The organism is Pseudomonas sp. CP4, assembly GCF_047758505.1.
Taxonomy (GTDB): domain Bacteria; phylum Pseudomonadota; class Gammaproteobacteria; order Pseudomonadales; family Pseudomonadaceae; genus Aquipseudomonas; species Aquipseudomonas fluorescens_AO.
Window position 1 is genome coordinate 1,189,808 of sequence record NZ_CP180489.1, and the last position, 15,744, is coordinate 1,205,551.

Annotated in this window: 16 protein-coding genes; 10 read left to right on the forward strand and 6 right to left on the reverse strand. The window is 61.1% G+C overall.

All coding sequences use genetic code 11. The features are described from left to right. Positions 1-136 precede the first annotated feature (136 nt). Positions 137-1,120 carry a TauD/TfdA family dioxygenase gene (locus tag ACMYUN_RS05155; RefSeq protein ID WP_415763145.1) on the reverse strand — a complete coding sequence of 328 codons (984 nt, stop codon included), beginning with the start codon at positions 1,118-1,120 and terminating at the stop codon, positions 137-139. A gap of 39 nt (positions 1,121-1,159) precedes the next feature. Further along, positions 1,160-1,900: a thioesterase II family protein gene (locus ACMYUN_RS05160; protein ID WP_039763053.1), complete on the reverse strand. Its 741-nt coding sequence runs from the start codon at positions 1,898-1,900 to the stop codon at positions 1,160-1,162. Between the two features lie 136 nt (positions 1,901-2,036). Here ACMYUN_RS05160 and ACMYUN_RS05165 point away from each other — a divergent pair, with 136 nt between their 5' ends. Continuing rightward, the gene (locus ACMYUN_RS05165) at positions 2,037-3,170 is read left to right on the forward strand and encodes a cupin-like domain-containing protein (protein ID WP_415763146.1); all 1,134 of its coding nucleotides are present in this window, start codon (positions 2,037-2,039) and stop codon (positions 3,168-3,170) included. A 111-nt stretch (positions 3,171-3,281) separates the two neighbouring features. Here the strand turns inward: ACMYUN_RS05165 and ACMYUN_RS05170 are convergent, their stop codons facing one another. Continuing rightward, entirely contained in the window at positions 3,282-4,454 is a 1,173-nt protein-coding gene (locus ACMYUN_RS05170) for an MFS transporter (protein ID WP_039763051.1), read from the reverse strand. A gap of 231 nt (positions 4,455-4,685) precedes the next feature. Between ACMYUN_RS05170 and ACMYUN_RS05175 the strand changes: the two genes are divergently transcribed. The 3 genes from ACMYUN_RS05175 to ACMYUN_RS05185 all read left to right on the forward strand — a co-directional run bounded on the left by ACMYUN_RS05175 (position 4,686) and on the right by ACMYUN_RS05185 (position 8,002). Further along, complete coding sequence (locus tag ACMYUN_RS05175; RefSeq protein ID WP_415763147.1) at positions 4,686-5,486, forward strand: SDR family oxidoreductase; 801 nt, start codon at positions 4,686-4,688, stop codon at positions 5,484-5,486. Next, positions 5,479-7,305 carry a glycoside hydrolase family 15 protein gene (locus tag ACMYUN_RS05180; protein ID WP_415763148.1) on the forward strand — a complete coding sequence of 609 codons (1,827 nt, stop codon included), beginning with the start codon at positions 5,479-5,481 and terminating at the stop codon, positions 7,303-7,305. The genes ACMYUN_RS05175 and ACMYUN_RS05180 overlap by 8 nt, the downstream gene beginning before the upstream one ends. 307 nt (positions 7,306-7,612) lie before the next feature. Then, the gene (locus ACMYUN_RS05185; RefSeq protein ID WP_016773888.1) at positions 7,613-8,002 is read left to right on the forward strand and encodes a hypothetical protein; all 390 of its coding nucleotides are present in this window, start codon (positions 7,613-7,615) and stop codon (positions 8,000-8,002) included. Here the strand turns inward: ACMYUN_RS05185 and ACMYUN_RS05190 are convergent. Continuing rightward, positions 7,974-8,606, reverse strand: a complete 633-nt coding sequence (locus tag ACMYUN_RS05190; RefSeq protein WP_415763149.1) for a hypothetical protein — start codon at positions 8,604-8,606, stop codon at positions 7,974-7,976. The genes ACMYUN_RS05185 and ACMYUN_RS05190 overlap by 29 nt on opposite strands. 90 nt (positions 8,607-8,696) lie before the next feature. On the opposite strand from ACMYUN_RS05190, the gene ACMYUN_RS05195 reads away from it, so the two are divergent. Next, positions 8,697-9,584, forward strand: a complete 888-nt coding sequence (locus tag ACMYUN_RS05195) for an alpha/beta fold hydrolase (RefSeq protein ID WP_415763150.1) — start codon at positions 8,697-8,699, stop codon at positions 9,582-9,584. Here ACMYUN_RS05195 and ACMYUN_RS05200 read toward each other — a convergent pair. Further along, entirely contained in the window at positions 9,553-10,536 is a 984-nt protein-coding gene (locus ACMYUN_RS05200; protein ID WP_129999165.1) for a GlxA family transcriptional regulator, read from the reverse strand. The genes ACMYUN_RS05195 and ACMYUN_RS05200 overlap by 32 nt on opposite strands. An 89-nt stretch (positions 10,537-10,625) precedes the next feature. Here ACMYUN_RS05200 and inhA point away from each other — a divergent pair, with 89 nt between their 5' ends. The 5 genes from inhA (at position 10,626) to ACMYUN_RS05225 (ending at position 14,943) form a co-directional block, all read left to right on the forward strand. After that, a complete protein-coding gene (inhA, locus tag ACMYUN_RS05205) occupies positions 10,626-11,312 on the forward strand; it encodes an isonitrile hydratase (RefSeq protein ID WP_415763151.1) in 687 nt (228 codons plus the stop codon). Positions 11,313-11,562: 250 nt separating this feature from the next. Continuing rightward, complete coding sequence (locus ACMYUN_RS05210; RefSeq protein ID WP_415763152.1) at positions 11,563-12,354, forward strand: lysostaphin resistance A-like protein; 792 nt, start codon at positions 11,563-11,565, stop codon at positions 12,352-12,354. A 102-nt stretch (positions 12,355-12,456) separates the two neighbouring features. Further along, on the forward strand, positions 12,457-14,022 hold the full coding sequence (locus ACMYUN_RS05215; RefSeq protein ID WP_129999168.1) for a methyl-accepting chemotaxis protein: 1,566 nt from the start codon (positions 12,457-12,459) through the stop codon (positions 14,020-14,022). 347 nt (positions 14,023-14,369) lie between these two features. Beyond that, the gene (locus tag ACMYUN_RS05220; protein WP_163005103.1) at positions 14,370-14,516 is read left to right on the forward strand and encodes a hypothetical protein; all 147 of its coding nucleotides are present in this window, start codon (positions 14,370-14,372) and stop codon (positions 14,514-14,516) included. A gap of 34 nt (positions 14,517-14,550) precedes the next feature. Next, complete coding sequence (locus ACMYUN_RS05225; RefSeq protein WP_415763153.1) at positions 14,551-14,943, forward strand: type II toxin-antitoxin system YafO family toxin; 393 nt, start codon at positions 14,551-14,553, stop codon at positions 14,941-14,943. Between the two features lie 294 nt (positions 14,944-15,237). Here the strand turns inward: ACMYUN_RS05225 and ACMYUN_RS05230 are convergent, their stop codons facing one another. Continuing rightward, positions 15,238-15,591, reverse strand: a complete 354-nt coding sequence (locus tag ACMYUN_RS05230) for a DUF6124 family protein (RefSeq protein WP_024012339.1) — start codon at positions 15,589-15,591, stop codon at positions 15,238-15,240. Positions 15,592-15,744: the final 153 nt, after the last annotated feature.

A 15,744-nucleotide genomic window follows, 5' to 3' on the forward strand; every position in this document is an offset into this window, starting at 1 on the left:
AACAAGAACGAATGGCCCGCGCGACGATTTAGCGCGCCAGCGGCAATCACGGCCCGACGGCACATAGGCCACACAGACAAATGCCGAAGCCGGTGCATGACCGGCTTCGGCATTGAGTTGAACAGTTGCGAAGTGCTTAGCGTGCGTCCAGCGAATGCCCCTCGGCCATCGCCACGATGACTTTGCGCGGCCCTTCGAACGGTGATCGCGCGTGAGCGGACAACATGTTGTCGAGCATCAGCACATCGCCCTCCTGCCAGGGAAAACTGATCGCACAGTCGTCGAGCACCGCACGAATCTGCGCCAGCACTTCGTCTTCGATCGGCGAGCCGTCGCCGTAATAGACGTTACGCGGCAGGTCTTCTTCGTCGACGATGTCGAGCAGGCTTTCGCGCACGTCCGCTGGCAGGTTGGAGATGTGAAACAGGTGCGCCTGATTGAACCAGACGTGGTCGCCGGTCACCGGGTGAATCGCCACCGCCTGACAGGTCTGCCGTGTGCGCAGTTCACCGTCGTCCTTCCATTCGCAGACAATGCCGTGAGCCTTGCAGTAGGCCTCGACGACTTCACGGTCTTCGGTGTTGAACACGTCTTCCCACGCCACGTCGAGGCCATTGCCGAAGTTGCGCACATACATCAGGCCTTTGCTGACGAAACGCTCGCGGATCGCCACGGGGATGCGCCGGTAGACTTCGCGGCTGTCGGCAATCGGCGTCTCACCGCCGGACCTGGCGGCGATCATGCTGTAGAACCAGATCTTCATCGGCCAGTCGCGGGAATACGCCTGTTCGTTGTGCAACGGAATGCTTTGGTGCGCCGGGTATTCGGTGGAGGTGTACACGCCTTGGGTGACGTTGGTGCGCGGCGTCGAGCCGAACTCGTAGTTCAGCAATGGATGGCCGAAACTCGCGGCGAACTGGCGGAACTGCTCGGCGCCGTCGAGGCGGAAGCCGCGAAACAGTACGCCACCGTCGCGCAGCAGGTGCTCGTCGACCAACGCCTTCAATTCATCGAATACCGCCAACAGATCGGTGTCGGCATCGCCCGCCTCGACCAGCAGCGGCAAGCGCCCGCGCTCAGGCAGCAGCGGCCGAACGGAAAATCCCAGAGCAACAGCCATGACTGGCCTCCTGAAAATGCGTGATAGATGAGTCGCGTCTCAGAACGCCGGTTGCGCGGCCTGCGCAAGGCGCCGGTGATGCACTTCCAGATGCGTCTTGATCGTGCGAATGACCCGCGCTTCATGTTCATGAATGAAGAAATGCCCGCCGGTCATCATGTCCACCGAGAAACTGCCCAGGGTCTCTTTGCTCCAGCCGATCAATTGTTCGGTGGTGGCGCGGTCTTCCTTGCCACCGAGCACGTGCACCGGGCAATTGAGCAAGGGCCGCTGGGCAGGCGTGAAGCGCCCGCACATCATGAAATCGGCGCGCAGCACCGGCAGGGTCAGGCTCATCAACTCTTTATTGGCGAGGACTTCTTCGCTGGTGCCCTGAAAGGTGCGCAGCTGTTCGATGAGTTCTTCATCACTGCGCGGTTCGGCAAAGCCGCGGTCGTAATCGCTGCGCATCGTCGGTGCGGCGGTGCCGGAGGCAAATAGCGCCAGCGGCTCGGGCATGCCGAGTTCGCGAAAGGCATGGGCCATTTCGCAGGCGAGCAACGCACCCAGGCTATGCCCGAACAACGCATACGGGCCTTGCAGCCCCGCTTTGTGCTCGCGCGCCAGTTGCCGCGCCAGTGCGCGCATGTCGGTTTGCAGGGGCTCATCGAACCGCGCGCCACGCCCCGGCAGTTCCACCGGTTGCAATTGCAGCCACGTCGGCAGTTGACGCCGCCAGCGGCTGTAAACCATGGCGCTGGCGCCCGAATAGGGCAGGCACAGCAATGTCAGCTTGGTCACCGCGCTTTCCTTGAAAAATGTGTCTGCAAGAAAGACGGATCACTCGCCGGACAAATTAGTCGCCCGCCCGCTAAATTCCGCCGCCAGCCGCTCGTTGCCTGTTCAGGAAAAAAACAACAATCGCGAGGGCATCACCGTGGACCTGCAGAGCATTCTGGGCAAGTTGTTCGCCAACGCCGGCGCGGTCGGCATTGAGGGGGTTTTCCAGTTCATTTTCAGCGCGCAGCAGGCGTACTGGTATGACATCAAGACCAGCCAGCGCACGGAAGTCGGGCGTCACCCGCGTCCGAACGTGACCATCGAAGTCGCGGAAAAAGACTTTCTCGGGATCATGGCCGGCGTGGTCAACGTCGAGGAACTGTTCGCCAGTGGGCGCCTGAAGATCGACGGCAACATGGGCCTGGCGACGATGTTGCCGCAAATTATCGACCACGCCCGCCAGGGTGGCGGCACGGTGGAAAAGGTCGACATGAACAAGCGCTACCCGACGCCGCCGCGCTTCAGTGAAAAGCTCACTGCTGCGCTGCCTCAGCAGACCAGCATCGAACGGCGTGCGCGCGCCGAGTTGAGCCGACACGAATTCGAAACCCGGTATCTGCCCAACGGCATTCCGTTGGTAATCAGCAATGCGCTGCACGACTGGCCGCTGTTCAGCCTGAGCCGCGAACAATCGCTGGTGCATTTCGCCGAACTGCAGGGCATCACCCGCCATGGCGATTATGTGAAGAAGACCTTTTCTACCGAGCGTGATTTCCGCTCGACCTCGATGGCCGAGTTCATCGCCTCGCTGGACGGCCCGGCAGTCAAAGGCGCGGACGGCGAGCCGCCGTCGTACATGGGCAACAACATCCTGCCGGCGCAGTTGCTGGAGCAGATCCAGTACCCGCCCTACTTCGACACGTCGCTGTTCATCCCGCCACGTATCTGGATCGGCCCCAAGGGCACGCTGACGCCGTTGCACCGCGATGACACCGACAATCTCTTCGCCCAGGTCTGGGGCCAGAAGAAATTCACCCTCGCCGCGCCGCATCACCGCGAAGCGCTGGGCACCTGGTCGACAGCGCCCAAGGGAGGCCTGGATGGCTGCGATTTCAACCCGGACGCGCCGGACTATGAACGGTTCCCGGCAGCGCGGGAGGTGACGTTCTTGCGGGTAACGCTGGAGGCTGGGGATTTGCTGTTCTTGCCCGAGGGGTGGTTCCATCAGGTGGAGTCGGTGTCGACTTCGCTGTCCGTCAACTTCTGGGTCGACTCAGGACGCGGCTGGTAACACCGCAAAATAACTGTGGGAGCGAGCCTGCTCGCGAATGCGTTGTATCAGGTATGAAGATATTTACTGACACACCGCCTTCGCGAGCAGGCTCGCTCCCACAGTGGAATTTCATTTCAAGTGACGGAAACTTTGAAACGCTGAAACCAGCACCACCGCCCCCGCCGCAATCGCCAGCCAGAAGCCGCTACGCGCGCCGAACGCATCCACCAGCGCGCCGGAGCCGGCGGCGCCGATTGCCACGCCGATGCTCAGCCCGGTCACCAGCCAGGTCAGGCCTTCGGTGAGTTTGGCCGGCGGCACGATCCGTTCGATCAACGCCATCGCGACAATCAGCGTCGGCGAAAAGAACAGCCCGGCGATGAAAACCGCGATCGACAAGCCGAGAATGTTGCTCGCCAAAAGCAGCGGCAGCGTGGTCACTGCCGTCGCCACGCCGCCGTAGAGAAACAGGCGCGGCAACGGCAGTTTCGAGCGCATCGCACCGAAGGCGATGCCGGCCAGGCACGAGCCGATGGCATACACCGACAAAACAATACTCGCCGCTGCCGGCTGGCCCTGATGTTGAGCGAAGGCGACGCTGACCACATCGATGACCCCGACGATCACGCCCATCGCCAGCATCAACGCCAGCAGCCATTGCACGTCAGTCGAGCGAATGATCGAGCCCTGATGCTGCGACTCCTGCGCGTGCACCGGTGGTTCGGTGCTGCGCTGGGCGACAAACGCCGTCACGCCGATGGCCAGTGCCAACAACGCCGCCAACGGCCCGGCCTCGGGAAACACCGCAACGGACAGCCCCACCGACAGCGGTGGCCCGACGATAAAACACACTTCGTCGAGCACCGACTCCAGCGCATACGCCGTCTGCAATTGCGGCTGGCCACGATAGATCTCGGTCCAGCGCGCCCGCACCATCGCCGACATGCTCGGCATGCACCCGGCCAGCGCGGCGAAGACGAACAACGTCCAGTCCGGCGCCTGCAAACGCGTGCACAGCAGCAACATCAATAACCCACCGCCACCTGTCAGCGCTGCGATCGGCAGCACCCGCCCCTGCCCGTAGCGGTCAACCAGTCGCGATACCTGTGGCGCGCAAAAAGCCGTGGCCAAGGCAAACGTCGCCGCCACCGCACCCGCCAACGCATAACCGCCGTTCAACTGCGCAAGCATGGTGATCAGGCCGATGCCGGTCATCGAAATCGGCATGCGCGCCAGCATCCCGGCCAGCACAAACGCACGGGCACCGGGGGCGGTGAACAATTCGCGGTAGGGATTTGCCATGGTTTGCAGCCTCATCAAGGGCGGCCAAGTTGCCATAGCCTTGAATGCCGTGGAAGCGCGCAATTGTTAGCGGTCTGTGAAGGCCCTTCGCTCGCACATTCGAATTGCCGTCCCCGCTGGGAGCGAGCCTGCTCGCGAAGGGGCCAGCGCAATCACGCACCCAGCAAATGAACTCTCAGCGTCTGCCATCAGTCAGCTACTTAAGTCTCTTGAACCAAGGCGCGAATCGTCATGCAGATTTCCCTCGCTCATCAGGTGGCGCTGGTCACGGGTGCCAGCTCCGGCATCGGCCATGCCGCCGCTAAAGCACTGGCCGCCGCCGGCGCTGCGGTCGTGATCAACTACAACAGCAGCGCCAAACCCGCCGAAGAACTGGCTGCACAGATCAACGCCGAAGGCGGCAAGGCCCTCGCCATCGGCGCCGATGTCTCGAAGGAAGAAGAGGTCGAAAGGCTGTTCGCCAAGACCGTCGAAGCCTTCGGCTCGCTGGACATTCTCGTCGCCAACTCCGGCCTGCAGAAAGACGCTGCCGCCGTGGACATGACCCTCGACGACTGGAACACGGTAATCGGCGTCAACCTCACCGGGCAGTTCCTCTGCGCGCGGGCGGCGTTGCGGATTTTCCAGCGTCAGGGTGTGCGCGAAGGCGTGTCGCGCGCGGCGGGCAAGATCATTCACATGAGTTCGGTGCACCAGCGCATTCCGTGGGCCGGGCATGTCAATTACGCGGCATCGAAGGGCGGCGTCGATCAGTTGATGCAGAGCCTCGCCCAGGAAGTCAGCCACCAGCGCATCCGCATCAACAGCATTGCGCCCGGTGCGATCAGCACGGCCATCAACACAGAAGCCACTGAAGGCGCGGCCGGCGAAAAACTCCTCGAACTGATTCCCTACGGGCGCATTGGCGATGTCGAGGATGTTGCCAACGCAGTGGTTTTCCTCGCTTCCGATGTGTCTGACTACATCGTCGGCACCACCCTGTTCATCGATGGCGGGATGAGCCTCTATCCGGAGTTCCGCGGCAATGGCTGAGCCTGAAGTGGAACAACAAAGTCCCATCGGTGCCCACGGCATCATCGGCGACATGCGCAGCGCCGCACTGGTCAACGACAAGGGCAGCGTGGATTTTTTCTGCTGGCCGGAGTTCGACAGCCCGACGATCTTCTGCTCGCTGCTCGACACCCCTGAAGCGGGGATTTTCCAGCTCGCGCCGGACTTGCCGGATGCGCGCCGCGAACAGATTTACCTGCCCGACACCAACGTCTTGCAGACCCGCTGGCTGAGCGAACACGCGGTGGTGGAAGTCACCGATCTGCTGCCCATCGGTGACGATGTCGACGCCCTGCCCCTGCTGATGCGCCGGGTGCGCGTGGTCAGCGGCTCGGCGACGTTCAACCTGCGTTGCGCGGTGCGCCACGACTACGGTCGCGCCGACACCCGGGCAGAGATGGACGCCAAGGACGTGACGTTCCACGCCGCTGGCCAGCCGTCGATACGCCTTGCCTCGGATCAGGCGCTGCAAATCGACGCGCAAGCGGCCGTCGCGCAGTTCACCCTCGAGCACAACGAAACCGCCGCATTCATGCTCGGCGGCAGCGACGACCCGCGTTTTACGGAAGGCGCCGCCGAGCTGTGCATGCAGCGCACCCTGAAATTCTGGCGTGGCTGGATCGGCCAATCCAACTATCGCGGACGCTGGCGGGAAATGGTCAACCGCTCCGCCCTCGCCCTGAAACTGCTGACCTCACGCCGCCACGGTGCAATCCTCGCCGCTGCCACCTTCGGCCTGCCGGAAACTCCCGGCGGCGAGCGCAATTGGGATTACCGCTACACGTGGATCCGCGATGCCTCGTTCACCGTTTACGCGTTCATGCGCCTGAGCTTCGTCGATGAGGCCAACCATTACATGCAATGGCTACGCGGGCGGGTCAGCGATTGCTGCGGCAAACCGATGAAACTCAACATCCTCTATGCCATCGACGGTCAGCAGGAATTGCCGGAAACCGAACTCGCGCACCTGTCAGGCCACGGCGGCGCGCAACCGGTGCGCATCGGCAACGGCGCTTATGACCAAATCCAGCTCGACATCTTCGGTGAGCTGATGGACGCCGTGTATCTGGTCAACAAGTACGGCGACGCGATTTCCCACGAAGGCTGGCGGCACGTCGGCGAGGTGGTCGATCAGGTCTGCGAGACCTGGCAGAGCGAAGATGTCGGCATCTGGGAAATGCGCGGTGAGACCCATCACTTCCTGCACTCGCGGCTGATGTGCTGGGTGGCGCTGGACCGGGCGATCCGTCTGGCCTCCAAGCGTTCGCTGCCGGCACCGTTCGCCCGTTGGGATCAGACCCGGCAAGCGATCTACACCGACATCTGGGACAACTTCTGGGATGAAGAACGCGGGCATTTCGTCCAGTACAAGGGCGGCACCGCGCTGGACGGCTCGATGCTGTTAATGCCGCTGGTACGTTTCGTCAGCGCCAAGGACCCGCGCTGGCTGTCGACCCTCGAGGCGATCGAAAAAACCCTGGTGCGCGACGGCATGGTCTATCGCTATCGCAACGAAGACGCCAACATCGATGGCCTCAGCGGCACCGAAGGCGCGTTCGCTGCGTGTTCGTTCTGGTACGTCGAATGCCTGGCTCGGGCCGGGCAAGTAGAAAAGGCTCATCTGGAGTTCGAGCAATTGCTGCGATACGCCAACCCGCTTGGGCTGTACGCCGAAGAGTTCGACAGCCATGGCCGCCACCTGGGCAACACGCCGCAAGCGCTGACGCATCTGGCGTTGATCAGTGCGGCGAGTTTTCTTGACCGCAAGCTGAGTGGCGAGAAGAGTTCCTGGCAGCCGTAGCGATGTTTTTTCGTCAGCGCATGTCAGACCGATCTCTGATCGACAGGTATGTTTCCACAACGGGCCTGCATGCCAGACAACTGGCTCAGGCCCGTATCCGCTGTTAAACCCGTACGCCGGTTACGTCTGGCGACAGTCTGTGTAAAAACCGCACCTGCAAAAACCACTCACGTCACGTTGAAACGCCTCACGCAACGTACGCTTACACGCCGAAATACCTTGTTGCCAGCCGTTACATCCACACCTACCATCCAACGCAACGGGCACAGCGGAGCTGTCCAACCACCCCCGAATTCAAGGAACCGGAATGCCTCACCACATCCAGCGCAGCATCGACTCCCCCCTTCGCACCGGGCTGAGCCGCACCCAGCTCTGGGAAGCCGCCGACCAAGGCCTGATCAAATGCTGGGAAATCGGCCGCCAGCGCGCCGAACGCTTTCCCGAACTGGCCCAGCGCTGCCTGGCCGGTGAATTGCCGGTGCTTGGCTGGAAGGGTGGCGTGAGTCGCAGCCTGAAGAAAAACGAGAAGTACGGCTCACTGAAATATCTGGCGCAGTGGCAGGGTCTGCGCGGTGAGGATCTGGATATTGATCTGGCGCAGGAGCGTTCGCTGATGTGTTCGCGGACGAAGATGAAGGTGACGTTTACGCCGGATCGGACGAAGTATTTCAATCAGATCGCGGAGCTTGAGGCTTAGCCGTGCGGAAGTCCGGGCGGTAGCAATCCGGGTACAGGGCACAGACGCCGTACTGGGCGTCCAGATCGGCCATGTGCTGGTAGAACTGCTCGATTTCCCAAAACGTTTCATCCGCAACGGTCATCAGGTAGAAGTAACTGAGCTGATGGTCATTGGGCAGCACCAATGGAAACTCTGCCAGCGCGTCCATCCTCGGGGCATTGGCCAGCGCCGCGAGCATTGGCGTCGGTGCCAGGGATAATTGCTCGAAGTACTTCTGCTTGTATGCCGCCAGACCGATGGCTTCACCTTTTGCTCTGGCATCGATAAGTTGCGCAAGGTTTGCACGGCGCTGCTCCCAGTACGCCGCCGGCAGGTCTACATTCATTTGTTGCTTATGGCTGGCCAATGCCTCATCGGCGCTGAGCTGGCGTTGCGGTTCGCCCGGCACGGTGGCGGATCGTGCGTCCAACTCCTTGAAGGACAGCATGATCGTCGACTTGGCAAACATGCGCTCCATCAGTTCACGGCGCTGCGGGGTGTCCGGCAATGCCGGTGGCGGCGATGCGCAACCGGTCAGTATCACGACAAGTGCCAACATAACAAGCAGCGTTTTGAGTGACATGTAGCGTCCTTGAAGCCAGTCGACAGAATGAGCTGCGCAGTCTATCCGATGGTCTAGGGTTTGGAAGACGTTTGCACGGAGTTGACAGTCATGATTCAGTCAGTCCTTACGCCTTTTCTGACCATTGCCTACGAACAGCATGGCCCGAACAACGGCGCCCCGGTAATTCTGCTCCACGGCTTCCCCTATTCCCCGCGCACCTTCGACGAAGTCGCCCCGGCGCTGGCCGCGCAAGGCTACCGCGTCATCGTGCCGTACTTGCGCGGTTACGGGCCGACCCGGTTCAACAGTGCGCAAACCCTGCGCTCCGGTCAGCAAGCTGCGATGGCGCAGGACTTGCTCGATCTGATGGATGCGCTGGGCATCGAACGGGCCACGCTTTGCGGTTATGACTGGGGCGGTCGGGCGGCGTGTATTGTCGCGGCGTTGTTTCCGGCGCGGGTGCGCGGGCTGGTCAGCGGCGACGGCTACCTCGTGCAGGACATCGCCCATGCGAACCAGCCGTTGGACCCGGAAGACGAGCATCGGCTCTGGTATCAGTACTACTTCCACACGTCGCGAGGCATCGAGGGCCTTAGGCAGAATCGCCGGGCGTTGTGTCAGTTGCTTTGGCGGCTGTGGTCGCCGACGTGGGCGCGCAAGGACGAACGCTTCCCGCTGACCGCTGGCGCTTTTGATAATCCTGATTTTGTCGACGTGGTGATTCATTCCTATCGGCATCGCTTCGGATACGCCCCGGGCGATCCAGCCCTGGAGTGGATGGAGGAAGCGCTCGCCAGACTGCCGGTGATCAGCGTGCCGAGCATTTCGCTGTGCGGTGGCGATGATGGCGTCGGCCCGCCATCGCTGATTGATGAAGATGCCGAGCATTTCAGCGGCTTTTATGAGCGGCGCGTGCTGGCGGGTGTCGGCCACAACATTCCCGAAGAAGCGCCGCAGGAAACCCTCAAGGCGATACTGGATCTGTTGCAACGCTGACCGAAAACCGCTCCCGATAAGCCTGCGGCGTCACGCCAATGGCACGGAGAAAACTGCGCCGCAGTGTCTCTTCACTGCCAAATCCGCAGTTGGCTGCAATGCGTTTCACCGGCAAACCGGTATCGCTGAGCAATCGCCGGGCGGTTTCGACGCGGATCAATTCGATCGCCCGCGCCGGGGTCTGGCCGGTGTCGGCGCGGTAGTGGCGGATGAAGCTGCGTTCGCTCATGCCGGCCTGTTCGGCAAGGGTCGGGATGCCGAGGTCGCAGGTCAGGTTTTCGGCGATCCAGGCGTGCAGTTCATCGAAGCGGTTGCCCTGTTGTTGCAGCGACAGCGTCACGCTGAATTGCGACTGCCCGCCCGGGCGTTTCAGGAAGACGACCAAGTGCCGGGCGACGTCGAGGGCGATATCGCGGCCGAGGTCTTCTTCGACCATGGCCAACGCCAGATCGATGCCTGCCGTGACCCCGGCGGACGTCCACACCGGGCCGTCGTTGATGAAAATCGGATTGGCTTCCACGTGCAGATTCGGATGTTGCGCGGCCAGTTGCTCGCAACGCGTCCAGTGCGTCACCACGCGGCGGCCATCGAGCCAGCCGCTGGCCGCGAGCAGAAAGGCCCCGGTGCACACCGAAGCCACGCGCCGGCAATGAGTGCCGTGCTCGCGCACCCAGTCGACCAATTGCGGGTCTTCGGCGGCAGGATAAATGCCCCAGCCGCCAGCGATGATCAAAGTGTCGCTGGGCGTTTGTGGCAAGGGTTCGGCGAGCACCGCCAACCCCGCCGATGACATCACCGCCCCGCCGCCACTGGCGATCACGCTCGGCGCATAGGGCATCGGCAAACCGCGCTGGCGGGCCAGATCGTTGGCCGAGGCGAACACCTGCAGCGGTCCGGTGACATCAAGAATCTGCATGTTGGCGAACGCGAGGACGTGAATGGCTTTAGGCATTTGGCGTAATTCGTGGGGTGATTGGCGTATGCGCCAGAACCTACCCGCCTACAGTGAAGTCGTCCACTTCTTTCAACGGAGCAAGAACGATGACGCTGCAGATCGGCTTTCTGTTATTCCCGCAGGTTCAGCAACTCGACCTGACCGGCCCTTATGACGTGCTCGCCTCGTTGCCCGGCGTGCAAGTGCATCTGGTCTGGAAGGATCTGATGCCAGTGACGTCCAGCACCGGCCTGCTGCTGAAACCGACCACGACCTTCGACGACTGCCCGGCTCTCGATGTGATCTGCGTGCCCGGCGGCGGTGGCGTCGGGCCGTTGATGGAGGATCCGCAGACGCTGGATTTCATCAAGCGCCAGGCCGCGCAGGCACGTTATGTGACCTCGGTGTGCACCGGCTCGCTGGTGCTCGGCGCGGCTGGCCTGCTGCAGGGCAAGCGCGCGACCACGCATTGGGCATATCACGAGTTGCTGCCGACGCTGGGGGCGATTGCGGTGAAGGATCGGGTGGTACGCGACGGCAATCTGTTTACCGGTGGCGGAATTACCGCTGGCATCGATTTCGCCTTGGTGCTGGCGGCGGAACTGGTCGATGCCGACACGGCGCAACTGGTGCAGTTGCAACTGGAATATGCCCCGGCCCCGCCGTTCAATGCCGGCAGCCCGGACGTGGCGCCGACTGCGGTGGTCGATGAAGCACGGTTGCGCGCGGCGCCTTCGTTGAAACTGCGCACCGAAATTACCGAGCGCGCGGCGGCGAAACTGGGCCTGCGCTGATACCGAACGCCCACCGATTTCTGATTGAAATGATCCAATGTGGGAGCGGGCTTGCTCGCGAATGCGCTGTGTCAGTCACCTGTTCTGTATCGGTGACACCCCATTCGCGAGCAAGCCCGCTCCCACATTGGGTTCTGTATATGACTATCCAGCGTTACGTTGTCCCGGTTTGTCGCCACACCTTCACTTGTCCCACCTCCCTCGCCCGTGTAGAAAGCCCCTTCCCAGAAATCTCGCACAAGGACTTTCGATGAAGGCGCTGCCCTGGCTTTATCTCGCGCTGCTCGGCCTCGGTTATGGATTGGCCCTGAGCTATGGCCAACTCGGTTGGCTGGCATTGATCTCCGTGGGGCTTTTGCTGTTCGCCGCGTTCGCTGTGCGCCAGCAACAAGTACCGTTTGCGCGCTGGCTCGGCCATGGCCTGTTCATTGTTTTGGCCGTGGCACTTGCGCTGCACTGGTTACCGGGCTTCGCCAACGGGCGCGCGATCGACCCGCAACGCTTCACTGACAACGCCGTGCCGTTTGCGATGTACCTCAACCTCGACAAACCGCTGGTGGGCTTCTGGCTGCTGTTGGTCTGTCCGTGGATCGTCGCCCGGCGTTCGTTGCGCCTGACGGTCTATGCCACCGCCCTCGCCTTGACGCTGTGCGCAATTCTCGCCCTCGGCGGCGCGCTGTTGCTGGGCGTCATCGCCTGGGCGCCGAAGTGGCCAGATCAGGCCTGGCTGTGGGCGCTGAACAATCTGCTGCTGGTGACGCTGGTCGAGGAAGCGCTGTTTCGCGGTTATATACAGGGCGGACTCAGCCGTCGCCTTAAACACCTGCCCTACGGCGATAACCTCGCACTGCTGTCGGCCTCACTGCTGTTTGGTCTGGTGCATGCCGGCGCCGGCTGGACCTGGGTGTTGCTGGCGGGACTGGCCGGGGTCGGCTATGGTCTGGCCTATCGTTTCGGCGGACTGGGCGCGGCGATCGCCACCCATTTCGGCCTGAATCTGTTGCACTTCGGCCTGTTCACCTATCCGATGCTGGCCAGTTGACGCAAGCGCGGTTTTGCGACGGCGTACATGAATCTGAAAAAAAACTTCAATAAAAACCTGTCAGCGCCGACAACCTTTCAAAGCCTTGCGGATTGAAAAACCATGCGTAACAACCAGCCCATTACACAACGCGAGCGGACCTTTCCAGCTCAGCAACGGTTGATTTCCACCACCGATGCCAAGGGCGTGATCACCTACTGCAACGACGCATTCGTTGAAATCAGCGGGTTTTCGCGGGAGGAACTGATCCGGGCGCCGCACAATCTGGTCCGTCACCCTGACGTGCCGTCGGCGGTGTTCTCGCACATGTGGGGCACATTGAAACAAGGCTTGCCATGGATGGGCATCGTCAAGAATCGCTGCAAATCCGGTGACCACTATTGGGTTAACGCCTACGTCACGCCGGTGTTTGATGGCAGCCAGGTGGTCGGTTACGAGTCGGTGCGCGTCAAGCCCACCGCCGAACAGATCCGCCGCGCCGAAGCGCTTTACCAACGCATCAACCAGGGCAAGTCGGCGATTCCTTCGACGGACAAATGGCTACCGATCCTGCAGGATTGGCTGCCGTTCATTCTGGTCAGCCAGCTGAGCTTCATGATCGGCGCGACGCTGAACTCGCAATGGGGCTTTGCCCTCGCCGCCGCGCTGTCGGTGCCGCTGGGCCTGATGGGCCTGCAATGGCAGCAACGCGGCCTCAAGCGCCTGCTGCGCCTGGCCGAACAGACCACCTCCGACCCGCTGATCGCGCAGATGTACACCGACAGCCGCGGTGCGCAGGCGCGTCTGGAAATGTCGATCCTCAGCCAGGAAGCGCGCCTGAAAACCTGCCTGACTCGCCTGCAGGACACCGCCGAACACTTGACCGATCAGGCCAAGCAGTCCGACGCCCTGGCGCACAACAGCTCGACCGGCCTGGAACGCCAGCGCGTGGAAACCGAACAGGTTGCCACCGCCGTCAACCAGATGGCCGCCACCACCCAGGAAGTCGCCAGCCACGTGCAACGCACCGCTGACGCCACCCAGGAAGCCAACCGCCTGACCGGCCGCGGCCGCGACATCGCCGGGGAAACCCGCGAAGCGATTCAGCGCCTGTCGGTGGTCGTCGGCGAAACCGGCCTGACCGTGACGCAACTGGCCAAGGACAGCGACGAAATCGGCGGCGTGGTCGACGTGATCAAAGGCATCGCCGACCAGACCAACCTGCTCGCCCTCAACGCCGCCATCGAGGCTGCACGTGCCGGCGAAATGGGCCGAGGTTTTGCGGTCGTGGCTGACGAAGTCCGCCAACTGGCACAACGCACCAGCGAATCGACCGGGCAGATTCATGCCCTGATCGCCAAGTTGCAACAGACCGCCTCCAGCGCCGTGCAAACCATGGAAGCCGGGCATCGCCAGGCCGAAGAAGGCGTGGCGCGGGTACTGGAAGCGGATCAGGCGTTGGTCGGCATCAGTGAAGCGGTGGCTAATATCACCGACATGACCACCCAGATCGCCGCCGCGACCGAAGAGCAAAGTGCCGTGGCTGAGGAGATTAGCCGCAACATCAGCAATATTTCGGAACTGGCGGATCAGACGTCCGAGCAAGCGCACAACTCGGCGTTGCTCAGTGAAGAACTGACGAAGACGGCCAACACGCAGTATTCGTTGGTGGCGCGGTTTAACCGCTGATTGGATGGCTGGAATGAAAAAAACCCGGATGGCGCGAGCTTTCCGGGTTTTTTTTTGCCTGCTGCAATTGGCGGTCTCCGGTAGAGCGCTTTCGCGAGCAGGCTCGCTCCCACATTGGAACTGCGTGGGACCACAGTTTTGTGTCCGACGACAATCCCCTGGAGCGAGCCTGCTCGCGAAGAGGCCTTCTTTGCCGAAGTCGATCTCCCTCAAGCAATGCAGACACTGCCTACAACTCGCCCAGAATGAGCCGACTGGTGCTCGCTGAGGCTAGGTTCTATCGTTTGCCGGTCAAAACTTATTCACATAAGCTGGTCAGCATGAATACACATCCTTCGGAGGCTCCGATGGCCACCACCCGAAAAACCGACAAACCCAGCAAAAAGGAAGTTCGTGAAGAACTGACATTCCTCGATGTTCGGCAAGCCGCGCGTGATGGGCAGAAAGTGTTCGATAAATTTGTGATCACTGGCAGGCTACCGATCACAAAGTAGGCATGAATGCCAGCAATCAAAATCTCTGCACTTTTTGAACGAATCAATAACTGGCAAAAACTTCGCTGCACACTTCTACAACTACAAAATCTGCGATGAATTACCTGCCATTTTCGGACGGGATGAACGACTCGATCTGAACGACATGCACCATATCCACCTTGCCAGTACACAGGCACTGCAGGCTCGATGGGCAAAAATCAATCGTCAGTATTACCGGACAGCATTGGTAAATGATGCTGACAATGACTTTTGGCTGATTTATGCCTATGACTCTTTTCGGGATGAGTACTTGCTACTGACGATCACCGGCCCGGATGCCCATAACCGAAGCGAGTGGGGGTCATTTTTGCGCACCGTGCATTGTGAAATCGTTGAACCCTGGGCATTAGGCAGGATTATCTTTCCCGATCTGGATGATTTGTGACTCAAAGAGCTGATCGAGATCAGCAACAAGCGAAAGATCGCTACCTGCGCACCGTCCATGCCGATGATTTGTAGGGGCTGTGGCAGGCTGCGATCCTTTGATACTGCAAAACCGGGCAGCGAAAGCTTCCGGTTTTTTTAATTGCGTGTCTGAAATTGATAGCGCTTGGCAGACCACCTTCGCGAGCAGGGCTCGCTCCCACTTTGGAACGTAGTGGGATCACAGATATGTGCCCGACGACAATCCCCTGTGGGAGCGAGCCTGCTCGCGAAGAGGCCATAACAGCCAATGAAATTATTGAGGCAGCTTGAGCTTGTCCAGCAACCGATTGACTAACAGTTCGTTGAGCATGATCACCTGTTGCAGCGCCAGCAGTGGTTTGCGTTCCGGGCCGCCTATCGAGTTGGCGATATTACCGGCCATGGCATGCGCGTATGAAAGCGACTCGCAGGCCTCGACCAACAGGGTTTCGTCATCCAGCGTGGGGTCCACAACATAGACCGGGCGATATTTTGGCGAACTTGGCGGAGCTGCCAGGTCTTCAGGCTTGAGGTAGTAATCGAGGGCGCGGTCGGTGGCTTCCTGGATTTTTTGCGGGTCTAGTGCGCGGTCGTGGGAGGGTGGCGGGTTGGGGGTTACTTTGAACATGATGAAACTCCTATTGCAGATTCAAGGAGCCATCACCTTCGCTACCAAACGAGGGTGGCGGCCATACGCGGGTTGGTAGACCGGCTGCAATAGGAACCCGGCGCCCGCGAACGAGCCCCACGCATGACCACCATATAAACCGAGCCCTCAAAA